Here is a 12,143-nt window from a genome sequence, read left to right on the forward strand (position 1 = left end):
TTCTTCTGGGCGTTGCGAATTCTACCAATCGAGCTGTCTATTGACTCATCGACTGCATTTGCATTGGAACTGAAGCGGAGCCGTTAAGGGCATCTTCGTAACATTTCAAATGTTTGTCAAAAATGACTGATATCGATAGCTTTTGCCGTAGCCTTGCGACTGCTGGAGCTTCACCTTCTTGGCAAGAAGACAAACAATGCTTGATGGCTTGAGCTAAAGCTTCCGACGTATAAGGTTCGAAGGTTTTGATAGCCCCAGGCTCCAACCTGTTGTATTCCTCAACTTGAGGAAGGTTAGAAGCCAGGATTGGACGGGCAATAGAGATCCAGGTAGCCAGGGAGCCTGAGGCTGAAGTGGTTGCAAAGGGACAAATCGCCAAGTCGGTTGCAATCAGATAACGTTCTAGATCTGCCTCAGACAAGTATCCAGTGACTCGGAGTCGATGGCCTAATCCTTGAGCTTCTGCATGAGTAATTAATTCCTCGACCAGTTTCTCAGAATTGGGGCTAGGACCTCCTGCAAAAATGACTTGGACATCCTCTGGTAGTTGTGGAAGAGCCTCAATCAACAGTCGATGTCCCTTTCTACTATAGATAAATCCTTGGACTGCAACTGTTTTGCAACTCTCCAGTCCCAGAGCTTTTCGAGCCTCCGCCGGTGTAATTTGAATGGCTCGATTTTCAACAAAGTGAGGTACTATCTTTAATTTGGAATCATAGATCAGATTGTCAAGCCGTTGTGCCTCTTGTTCTGTACAAACAAACATCAGCTTCACCCGGCTAAATAGCAGAAGAAAGGCCAAAGTTTCAGGCAGATGTTTACGGCCTTGTCGAATAACACTTCTAAAACTCAACGTTTCAGGTGAGGAATAGTTTAGGTTGGATGCTATTTCCGTGTCTACTTGTGAAACTTTAGGCCGTCGATAAAGACAAATGAGTTTAGCTGCTAGTGCGTAATCGACAAAAACGTCATGAAGGGTAACAGTTAAGGGACGTGAGCAATGGCGAATAAAATTCCATAGATTAACGACTTGCGACCATCTATGGCCCCAAGTTCGATTGTTATACTGAATATGTATGATGTCCGCGTCTGAAAGCTGTTGAGCAGCATTAGCTAACAACTTGTGGTTGTGTTTTAAATTCTCAGTTAGGGTGACTTCCACCTCGATAACCGTCAGTTCAGGCCGCCCATGTGCTTCAGCAGCTAGAAAACGTCCATAGCGACGCACCCCGCTTTCGTGGCTCTGCGGTACACCAATATGCAAGTAGCCAACTTTCATTACATTCACCAAGTAGTTTGGGTTAGTCGAGACTAGAGCTTACCTTCTGCCAGAGATCTAGTGTTTCTCGAATCATTCTTGCCTCGGAGAACTCTTGAGATCGTAATTTGGCTTTCCAGCCCATTTCCTGCATCTGTTCTAAATGGCTGAGTGCCCAACGCAGGTTTTCCATCAAATCACAGCTGTCAGCTACGCGGAACAGTAAACCATGAACTCCATGCTCAATCACTTCTGGAATGCCGCTAGCCTTCGAGGTTACGATTGGCAGGGCATATGCCATAGCCTCTGCTAGTGCAAAGGATTGACCACCTTCAAAGCGTGTTGGGAAGACAAAGAGATCGGCAGTTGTCAGCAAACGACCTATGTCAGAACGGTAGCCCAGAAAACAAACGTGTTCTGTGATTCCATATTCTTGGACTGAGTCAACCAACCTCTCTCGCAACTCACCCTCACCAACCCAGATAAACTTCAAATCTGGAAATTCTTTGACAACATGAGGAATTACTGGGATTAAATCTTGATACCCCTTCTGAAAATCGAGACGTCCAACTGTGAGAGCAATCTTGCTATCAGTGGCTATTCCTAGTTCTTGGCACATCTCCGCCCGTAGGGTTTGCCGATCCGTCTCTAGCTTTTCAGAGTCAAGAGATATTCTTGAGCCGTTATAAATTCGAGATACCGTATCTTCAGAGGCATCAAAAGATTTGCAGACTAGTTGCCGATTGTTCTCCGAGATAGCAAGCCACCGCTGATTTCGAGCTCTTGCCCAGGCGTAAGCTTTGAGCTTAACATTGCTAAATGATATTTGACGATGAACAAGACCGAAGCGAACGACGGTTGGTATTTTTAGAAAACCACAAGCTAGAATACTTCCTAGGCAATGCTCAGGATTAGGGAGAACGATTTGCACAACATTAGGCTTGAGTTTCTGGAGCAGAAAAACAGTCCGCACAAAGTACGGTAGGTATTTTCTGACTGTCGCTAGTTTACCAGCGGTGTATTCTGGAATTTCTAGCTGATGGTACTGCACACCGTTAGCAAGTAAATCCTTAACTAGAGACACAGTCCCCTCTGCTTTAGGAAATGCTACATGAACTTCTAGTCCCTCACGGACAGCAGCAGAAGTCATGGTCAAAGTGTATTCTTCCACACCACCGCGAGCTGTTGAGGGGATGATAAATAGTAGCCTCATAGGTTCAGCCTCATAAGCTAAAGAGTCCAACTTGCTGACGCCTATTGTGGAAACAGGGTTGTTCATCAGTTACAGGAGTAAGACCTCTAAGCTGATTGACGATAAGCTTCTAAGCAGCGTTTAGCCACGCTGTCCCAGGTAAACTTCTCAATGACTCGTTCTCGTGCCCTTTGGCCCATCTGTAGGGCAGCCTCAGGATTATTAACTAGCCAGTTAATCCGCTCTCTCAGTGCTGTTGGGTCGTTAGGTGGTACGACAAAGCCAGTGACTCCATCCTCTACAATCTCTGGCATACCGCCAACATCTGTACAAATCACAGGGGTTCCACAGGCCATGCTCTCTAGAAGAACTAAACCTAGTAATTCTGGGGCAACATGTTGGTTTGAGTTAACATCTACGTATACTGATGGCAATATTGTTACAAGCGCGCCTTGATAAGTCTCTACAATTTCACTGTCATTTGCGCTAGTGACAAACTTAACTTTCTTCCCTTTAGATAGTTCCTGTAGTAAAGCAAAGTATTGTTCATCATAAGCTCTGCCAACGATGTCCAACTGGACGTTCTCATCAATTGCCTCAATCAGGTAGTTGACGCCTTTGTGTGGGAGTAACCGTCCGACAAACAGTATTCTTTTATCTTTTTCTCGATATGTCTCTTCGGCAATGAATTTGTTGCTAACTCCTCCATAAATAACTTTGGATGTTTTTGTAGAAGGTAAGGATTTTGCAGAGAAATCAGAGACCAGAAGAAAACCATTGAGCAGCTTAGACAAAGGTATTGCATCCGAGATTTTGCTACCCCCACCCCCATGATCAGTCACGAAGACAGGCTTTCTTAACGCTGCACTAGTAGCAATAGCTAGATTTGTGACACTCTTTCTATACTGGTGGCAATGAACCAGATCAACATTGATTAGTTCTTGAAGAAACCCGTATGAGGTGGGATTAGTCACTGCTCCAGAAGCAGGATAAACTTCAAGCCTGAGCTTTCCTTGCTTGAGACTTTTTCGCGTTGGTCCAAAGCTAATTAGGACAGTGTCAACATAATTGGCCATCGCCTCTGCAAGGCTCGTAACATATCTTTCACCACCACCAATTTGAGAATAGTCGCTGAAGTAGGTAGAAGATATATGTGCAACAGAATGAAGAGAACGACTGCTGCTAACAGAGCCAAGCTTTTGAGAGATTTTTGCTAGTTGATACAGAGAGAAAACTGCACCCTTCAAAAATCGTTGACTAGACAATTGGTGACGCATCGTATTCATCTCTAGTTGATAGGGAGACTGATAGCCGTCTCAGGCTCATCGTGTGAGGTAACAGCCTCCCTGTATATTTTCTCTCTGGCCCAAGTTACTCCAGTTCTCAAAACACGAGCAGGTACACCTGCTACGATACTGTTTGGAGGAACGTCCTTCGTGACGACTGAGCCAGTACCAATCACACTATTCTCTCCAATGGTGACACCCTTTAAAACCTGCGCATTTCTTGCAATCCATACGTGGCTTCCGATATGCACGTCCTTAGGAAAATTGATCCGTTGATTAGAGCTCAGATCAATAATCGAATGAGAATCTCCACATCTAATATCAATCCCGTGAGCAAACATACAGTCATTACCAATAGTGACTTTTGAATATGGCTCAGAGACTCCGATAGTTGCTCCTCCGATAGTCGTTCCCTTACCAATGAACATCTGACAATCATGATCCTCTATCCACAGAGAACTAGTGCTCAGATGGCCGATATTACACCCTTCTCCGATAACTAGCTTGTTACGAGAGCCAGAGATAGTAATCCTTGTGTTGGAAATACGTGCCCCTTTTTCTATGACTACAGTGTTTTCATTACCTGTTATTTTGAAAGATACGTTCTTTAAGGTAAGAGAGAGAGCTTGCTGATCTACTAGGAGCAGGTTATTGCTACCACGTACGTTTCGACGACTTCCATTAAACAAGTAGTACCAAAACAGAGCTAACTCGTTCAAATGTGAAAACGCTCTACGATAGTTAGATGAGCAGATCTTCATAGCTACAACATCCTGGCCTTAGCCTGACTTTCAGACGACGAGCATTACTTAACTACCCCGAGCATGCCAGCAATATAGCCAACCTCCTGAAGAGCCATACACTTTAAGGCAAAACGCTCCGAGTTGTCAGCTGGAAGCGACATACGAGCCAATTTCTTAGGTGATTTCAGCAGATTTCGGGTCGCACGTACCCCCAGCTTCAACCGTATAGTATTTGAGAGAGACTCCCGCTGAGTTTTAGCAATTGCAGCAGAAATTCCCTCCCAATAGAGCCTACGAGACATCCATTCTTGAGTTAATCGTGAGGCTGGTATGTGATGATTGACAGCAATTTCAGGATGATAGTAGCAATGGTATCCTCGCTTCCTAATTTCTTCCTGAAGTAAGTTCTCCTCCATTGACAACAGCTTTTTGCCAGTTCTGCCAAGACCAGTCTGGAATTCACCGATAGCTTCTAGAAGATGCCTAGGGAAAGAGATGTTAGCTCCAGCAATCCATTGATTAGAGTTTAAAGTAATGGGTTTCTCAGAATAATCGACGATAGTGAAAAACTTTAATAGGCTGTCAGGCATCCAAGCTGGCCTCGGAGCCTCCCAGATAGGCGAGACCTTACCCCCCACACAGCCGGGCTGAGGCTTGACTGTGTCAAAAGCCTCGACAATTTTCTCCAACCATTGAGGGTAAGCAACTGCATCATCATCCAAGTAGGCAATGTACTCGCCCGAGGCGTTGCGCCATCCGGTATTCCTAGCTCGAGATAGCCCTTTTATTGGCTCATAGAGGTACCGTAAATTTGTAAGAGATTGGAATTCTTGAACCACAGCCTTCGTATTATCTGTTGAGCCATTGTCAACGACAATGATCTCGTACTTCTCCTGTGGCAGGGTTTGCTGCGATAGGCTATGAATCGCCTTACGCAAGTATTCAGCGCGATTGAGAGTGCAGATGACAGCAGAGATCCGTGAGGTCATTGTTGGAAATTAATAGCTCTACACAGACAACTTGAAGTAACGGGTCTCACGCGAGAGCCTATGAGCGACGGGATTCAATCAACTCATGAACTCGCTTATAAGCAGAGTGACCTAAGTTAATTTGTCGTTTTGCAGCTGCTAAAAGTTGAGGTCTAACTTCATCGGCAGTACACCATGCCCTATTGATGCTAGCTGTCAATTTCTGTTGCAGTTGCTCATCGTCCAGTAGAACCACTTCGCAACCAATCCCAAATTGATCTGCTAAGCCCAAGAATTTGTCCTTGTAATAAGCAGATTTAGCTAAACCAATAATAGGAATTCCCTGAGATAGTGAGAAAACTCCAGCGTGATAACTTCCTGTAACTACGACGCGGCACCGGCCAGCTTGCTGGATCACCTTAAGGGGAGTATTGAGGCTTTGCCCTCCGTCAGAGGCATTATCGTAGCCGGCTAAAAGCTTCTGAATAGTTTCGACATCAGAGTCAGGAGGGCGTAGCTCTATAGGCACTGGAAGCAGAGGAACGTTCTTCTGAATTGCAAACTCTTGCAACGCCAAACGAATAGCCTCGACAACCCCTGTGTTCACTCCTGAATATTCAGCAACTCTTAAATTAATCCCAATTCCGCCGCCTATTTCTTCGGATCGAGCCTCATAAGCCATCTCAATGGCATCGTCTCCTGTAACAACAACATGAGATTGTGGAACATTGAGTGAATTAAGAAGTTGAATTCCTGCCCGCTTCTCTCGAAGGGAAATTAGATCCACAGAGGAAAGCACTGCTTTGGCCTTGTGACGTAACTCCGGCTTCTGCAACGGACCTAAGCCATGTCCCAACATTACAGTTGGCTTACCCAAGCGCTTTGCCAATCCCAAAATGCTTAAGGTTATTCTAGTCTTCTGCTCAAAAGTGTCTGTGATATATCCTCCTCCAGCGGCAACAACCAAGTCAGCTTTTTCAACGGCTTCTAAGAACAATTCAAAATCTTTTAAGTCATCTTGGCTAGAGTTTTTCTTAAGCCTCTTCTGGATTAGAAGCTTAGTTACAGAGGGCCAGTTGCAACGAAACCACCACTCCAATTCTGATAAATGTACCCCAAGGAATTTAGGCGACCTCTTGTAGAGGCCCTTTGAAATCGGAGCAAGCCAGATTTTTTGACCTTTTGTTAAAACTGGGTTCGCCTGTGGACAAGATCGGGTGAGTAGTTCGGGTGAGATTGTCAACACTTCGATTAAGGCATTAGGCCATAAGCTCTTCAGCCTTGACACAGCAACTTGAAGCATTGCTAGATCCCCCATGTTTAGTAGAGGATAACCGCTCTGTTCAACAAAAATTCTCATCGAGATAATTCAACTCGGCAGTTTACGTCAGCTTGGCAGAACTGAGAGAAGATTAAATTCAGGTTTCAGGAAGAATTTATTCAGCAACTACTTTCCACTCTCGTGGCTGATAGAACAGCCCCCTACCTACACTCTCCTCACCTTCAACCGTAAATACAAAGGCTTCAACTTCGTCAAGAGCATATAGCCCGTTCTCTTTGAGAAATATATCTAGGGTATAGGCCCCTAGCTTTAAGCCGAGATAAGGCATCTGAACCTGAATTTCGTGATCTCCAGGCAAAAAATTCATCACTTGCTTATCGCCAAGGCTATTCATGAGCAGAACTGCTTCACCGCCTTCACCAAGTCCCTTAATTACAAGCGAAGCCCCGACATTCTCAAGCTTACGTCGGGCTTTGCAGCTGATACCGATATAGGCAGGCTCTCCACTGACTGGCGCTTCAACGATTTCACCTTGTCCGTTTCGGAAGACAACACCGGTGATATCTAAACCAGTACTCTCACTCTCAGGTTTCTCAGCGAAGAATTTGGGGCCAACACCTTTCTCTACACCATCGAAGAAAAGGTCCTTCTCGTACTGGTTCACCACGGCTGGCGTTTCGCCAGCAGTTATCATTGCGCCTTTCTTCAAGTAGATGGCGGACTCACATACCGTTAGGATGGTATGAGCGTTGTGACTAACCAGGATAAAAGCAGTCTGTTTCTGTCTTAGCTCGTGGAGCTTGCGCAGACACTTAGCCCGGAACCGGCTGTCACCGACTGCCAAAACTTCGTCAATTAGCAGAATATCGGGCTCGGTATGGATAGCGCAGGAGAAGCCGAGACGAGCAGCCATCCCAGAGCTATAACTTTGCACAGGTGCATCGATAGCATGACCAATCTCAGCAAACTCCACAACTGCATCAAATCTTTCGTTGATTTCGCGGTTAGCTAAGCCCAAGATTGACATGTTGGCGTAGATATTCTCCCGCCCTGTTAGAACAGGGTTAAACCCGGCCCCCAGAGCAATTAGAGGTGCTAATCGACCATTCACCTCTACTAGTCCTACATCCGGTCGGATCAAACCACTGAGGACGCGCAGAAGCGTTGATTTACCTGCACCGTTTGAACCAACCAGTCCTAGAGTTTCACCTCGACGAAGTTGAAAACTGACATTACTCAGCGACCAAAACTCTCCTTTACGCAGGGTATCGCTCTTTCTACGTCCGCCTACTAACTCAGTAAGCATGTCTTTGGTTCCGTAGAACAAGGACTTACTTAAATCTCGACAGAACTTTTTGGAGATGTTCTGCACCGAGAGAACGACTTCCTGGTCTTGAGTCTTGGTAACCGTTTCTGTAGCAATCATTCCGCTAGACATTAGGAACTAATCCGTTCAATGACAAAGGGCATCGATAGACGGTAGACAAGCCATGCCAGCAACAAGCCGAAGAAGGCAAGAGCACTCGAAATCCAGAATCCTTGGGGATTAGAGATTATTCCAGTAGTTGCTAACTCGCGAGTCGTAATCAGTAGGGGCGTCACAGGATTGTATTTCACAACCTCAGCAAACGTCCCAGTAAAAGGTTTAGCGTAAAGCACTGGAGTTGCAAACATCCAGACCGTCGAAGCTAGGGTGATCCCTTTGTTGAAATCCTGGTACAAACCACCCATTGGAGCGATCAACAAGCCTACAGCAGTCCCCAGCATAACCATATGGATTAAACCCACTGGAGCCAGCAAGGCTGACCAACCAACAGGAATCCGAAACACCAGAAAGATCAGGACGATCAGGATCAACTTGATCGAGAAGTTAAACAACACCTCACCCAGCTTCGCTAAGATGATCGCTTCTCTCGGAAAGTTAATCTTAGCCATCATGCCCTTTGAGGAGGCAACAGCCATTGATGGCCCCTGTAGCGCCTCGACAAAGGTCTGCCATAGCGTCATACTGAAGGCCACGTAAGCTGGATAGGGCAAATCTGTTGTGCCCAAATTCACGACTTTGGCACTGCTTGCCGCTGTAAAAATCGCTGCGGTCAAAACGGCTGGTAGTACTGCCCAGGCTACGCCTAGAATTGACTGTCGGTACTGAGCACTGATGTTACGTACCATCAAACGCCAAGCTAGTTCGCGGCTCGCTAGCAAGTCGCGTCCCATTTGCCTAAACAATCCGATGGGATCCTTCAACTGATTATCTGGCGTGTAGCGGACTCTGGGAGTCACTCGATTAGGACGATGAACTGGTTTCAACCCTGCATCCTCACAGAATGGCTGTCAAGAATCAACTAAAGGCTCAATTAGTATCGGTTTAGTAAAACTCGAACGAAGATAATTGCTTTAACTTTCTACTTCCCAATTCACAAAATTCTACATCTGAACCGGAAATAACTCGAAAACAGCATCGAAATGCAATTCCCAGCCGTTTGAATAAATTTTTTGTAAATTTAGGAAGCTGACAGAATAAAGCTTGTGCACTCAACGATCAATGAATCTCTAGGGTTTTTAGGAAGAAGCAATAGATTTTCGATTCAGCCTACAGGACCAATTCCATACTGCATCTGGTGATACTTCCAGAGCTCGCCACGCTTCGCTAATAACTCCTGATAACCTCCCTGCTCAACAATGCGGCCCTGCTCCATGACCACTACCCTATTAGCCTGAGAGATCGTGGATAAGCGATGGGCAATGGCAAGCACCGTACGACCAACAGAGAGCTTCTCTATCGATTCCTGAATTAGCCGCTCTGAAACAGAATCCAGTGCACTGGTTGCTTCGTCCAAAATCAGAATTTCAGGATTCCGTAGTAGGGCACGAGCTATCGCAATGCGTTGGCGTTGCCCCCCTGATAGCCGGACCCCTCTGTCTCCCAGTTGTGTATCAAGGCCTTCTGACATCTCCTGGATAAACTCCAGAGCATTGGCCTGACGAGCCGCTTCCCAGATTGCAGCCTCATCCGCCCCTTCAATGCCGTAAGCAATATTGTTGCGAACTGACGTATTGAAGATAAAGGTATCTTGGCTAACAACTGCCAATTTACGGCGCATCGTGTTGATTTTGAAGTCACGCAGATCCACCCCGTCAATCAGAACCATGCCTAGAGCGGGATCGTAGAAGCGAGGAATTAGATCGGCCAAAGTTGTTTTACCCGCTCCTGAGGCACCAATCAGAGCTGTCATCTCCCCCCGATTGATAGTTAGTGTCACATTTTGAAGGACAAGCTGTTCTGGGCTGTAGCCAAAGTCCACTGACACTAATTCAATCGCTCGCCTCAAACCAGAAAAGGCAATATGTCCGTCAATCAGATAGGGTTTATCATCAGTTCTCAGTAGTTCCCTGACATTTGCTAGAGCCCCTTGAAAATTGCTGATTTGTGCTCGCGCACCATTCATCTGCCGCATGATTGGCATGATGCGAAACAGGACAAACAGAAAGGTCAGCAGCGAAGCTGTTCCTAGTTGTCCCTTTGGAATTAGAATTGTGAATGCCAAAACCAGCATGCCAATCAAAATGCTGGTTGCCGCTCCCTCAGAGAGGGGTTCTACTAGAGCATTAACAGAAACTGATTTTTCAACAGACTTAACAATATCTAGACTGGCATCATGAAACCGTTTACGCTCAAATTCATGGGTAGCAAAAGCCTGTACTGTGCGAATACCACTTACAAACTCCATTACTACACCAATAAACCGATTGCTAGCTCGGGTTCGTTCAAAACTGGCCTCGCGCACCTGCCCCAATAGGGTTGAAATGCCCGCAGTTAGTAGACTGAACAGTATGAGCGACAAAACTGTTAGCTGCCAGGAGAGTAGAGCCATCGACACTACATAGGCCAACAAAATCGAGCCTTTGTTGATGTAGAAAGAAACCACACCGAACGCTTGCTGAAGCTGATAGACCTCAGAGGTGATGCTGTTAATTAGCTCAGAGGAGCGCTTTTTAGCAAAAAAGCTCAGATTTAGAGACTGCAATTGCTCAAAGATTTGCTTTCGGATTCGGTCCGATAGATTAATCTGAGCTAGCTCACTGTAGACTCTACTCCAGTAGGTGAAGGCTGAGCGTAGCCAAGTGGTTAGTAGAATCAGCGCAGAAACACGATAGAGCCTTTCTGCAATAGGCGCATCAACTCCCAAAATCCAGATATCAACCCAATTAATTCCTGTTTGGATAGGCTGAGCTTCAGGGTTAGTTAGATTTTGCAAAAAAGACAAAATAAAGCCAACCCCAAAGCCCTCAAATGCCGCAGCCAAAAAGGAAAACACCAGCGCCAGAATCGCAATCCGAGGAAAGTGCCTAAATTCTCGTAGAATAAAGCCGTTTTTCTGCCAGAAGTCAGTGGCTATCAGCAGATTGCGAACGGGTAGAGGCAGCTTGAGGTGCATGGATGTATTGGATCCTCGTGATGGGCTAGTAAGCGCCAAAGCCTGAGAGAACTTTAGGAATCGTCAGCAGCAGAATTTTTAAGTCTCGCCACAATGACCAGTTGTAGAGATATTCCAAATCACAGCGGTTGACAGCGTCCAAATCTAGAAGGGTGGAACGGGCTCCCACTTGCCAGGCGCCAGTCATACCTGGTGTTGCGTTCAGCCGTTGTCTTCCTGGCAAGCTGATGCGAACTGCATCGTATAGAGCCCAAGGCCGAGGCCCTACTAAGCTCATTTCGCCACGCAATACATTGAACAGTTGAGGGAGTTCATCCAGGCTATATTTGCGCAACCATCGGCCCAGGGGTGTGATGCGGGGATCATCCTCCCGCTTGTGTAGACCGGTCTGACCGCCCATCACTTGATGGTGCAACCGATCTGCCCCAACAACCATCGTGCGAAACTTGAGAACTTGAAACAGCCGTCCCCGCTCTCCTACACGCCACTGTCGGAACAGAATTGGTCCTGGTGTCTGGCTGTAAATCAGCAGTGCCAAAGTCAGCATGAGTGGACTGAGCAGCAGCAACAGCACGGCCGCTCCAGTCCGATCCACCAACCGCTTGAGCTGCCAACCCAGAGGGCTGCTCTGGCTGGGTAACCCTACAGCAGGTGGCACTTGCAAAAACACTGTCTTCTGGGCTTGGGCACAGGCATCAGCCCATAGCTTTAGCTTGGCTTCCTCTAAATCTGGGTCCAACCGAACTAGCCGGACCGGTGAATGTTTTAGACACTCGACCAGCAAAACCTCACTTTCTAAAGCGGGCATATAGGGCTGTCGCAACTTCTCGGAGCGCCTTACCAACAGCTGCCCTTGTCGCCAAATGAGGATACAGCCCGGTGAACTGTAGTTTTTCGGTCTGGAGCTAAGAGGAGCATACTCACGCAGAGTTGGACTGGTGGAGATTGTCATGCGTATTCACCTGAATCAGTTGG

At 46.5% G+C, this 12,143-nt stretch carries 10 protein-coding genes; all 10 read right to left on the reverse strand.

Features of this window, described 5'->3' with window-relative positions:
• Positions 1-37: 37 nt before the first annotated feature.
• The 10 genes from H6F94_RS09655 to hepC all read right to left on the reverse strand — a co-directional run bounded on the left by H6F94_RS09655 (position 38) and on the right by hepC (position 12,120).
• Positions 38-1,279, reverse strand: a complete 1,242-nt coding sequence (locus H6F94_RS09655) for a glycosyltransferase (protein WP_190802029.1) — start codon at positions 1,277-1,279, stop codon at positions 38-40.
• A gap of 22 nt (positions 1,280-1,301) precedes the next feature.
• Complete coding sequence (locus tag H6F94_RS09660) at positions 1,302-2,471, reverse strand: glycosyltransferase family 4 protein (RefSeq protein WP_190802030.1); 1,170 nt, start codon at positions 2,469-2,471, stop codon at positions 1,302-1,304.
• 86 nt (positions 2,472-2,557) lie between these two features.
• Positions 2,558-3,736 (reverse strand): glycosyltransferase family 4 protein, encoded by a 1,179-nt coding sequence (locus H6F94_RS09665; protein ID WP_190802031.1) that lies wholly within the window; start codon positions 3,734-3,736, stop codon positions 2,558-2,560.
• Positions 3,737-3,738: 2 nt separating this feature from the next.
• The gene (locus H6F94_RS32235) at positions 3,739-4,497 is read right to left on the reverse strand and encodes an acyltransferase (protein ID WP_190802032.1); all 759 of its coding nucleotides are present in this window, start codon (positions 4,495-4,497) and stop codon (positions 3,739-3,741) included.
• Positions 4,498-4,541: 44 nt separating this feature from the next.
• On the reverse strand, positions 4,542-5,468 hold the full coding sequence (locus H6F94_RS09675) for a glycosyltransferase family 2 protein (RefSeq protein ID WP_190802033.1): 927 nt from the start codon (positions 5,466-5,468) through the stop codon (positions 4,542-4,544).
• A 58-nt stretch (positions 5,469-5,526) separates the two neighbouring features.
• Complete coding sequence (locus H6F94_RS09680; RefSeq protein ID WP_190802034.1) at positions 5,527-6,807, reverse strand: polysaccharide pyruvyl transferase family protein; 1,281 nt, start codon at positions 6,805-6,807, stop codon at positions 5,527-5,529.
• A gap of 76 nt (positions 6,808-6,883) precedes the next feature.
• Positions 6,884-8,167 (reverse strand): ABC transporter ATP-binding protein, encoded by a 1,284-nt coding sequence (locus H6F94_RS09685; RefSeq protein ID WP_199320319.1) that lies wholly within the window; start codon positions 8,165-8,167, stop codon positions 6,884-6,886.
• Positions 8,167-9,039 carry an ABC transporter permease gene (locus tag H6F94_RS09690; protein WP_242041086.1) on the reverse strand — a complete coding sequence of 291 codons (873 nt, stop codon included), beginning with the start codon at positions 9,037-9,039 and terminating at the stop codon, positions 8,167-8,169. Before H6F94_RS09690 ends, H6F94_RS09685 begins: the two co-directional genes overlap by 1 nt.
• Positions 9,040-9,317: 278 nt before the next feature.
• A complete protein-coding gene (gene hepA, locus H6F94_RS09695) occupies positions 9,318-11,168 on the reverse strand; it encodes a heterocyst formation ABC transporter subunit HepA (RefSeq protein ID WP_190802035.1) in 1,851 nt (616 codons plus the stop codon).
• Positions 11,169-11,193: 25 nt separating this feature from the next.
• A complete protein-coding gene (gene hepC, locus H6F94_RS09700; protein WP_190802036.1) occupies positions 11,194-12,120 on the reverse strand; it encodes a heterocyst development glycosyltransferase HepC in 927 nt (308 codons plus the stop codon).
• Positions 12,121-12,143: the final 23 nt, after the last annotated feature.

The organism is Leptolyngbya sp. FACHB-261 (assembly GCF_014696065.1).
GTDB lineage: Bacteria > Cyanobacteriota > Cyanobacteriia > FACHB-261 > FACHB-261 > FACHB-261.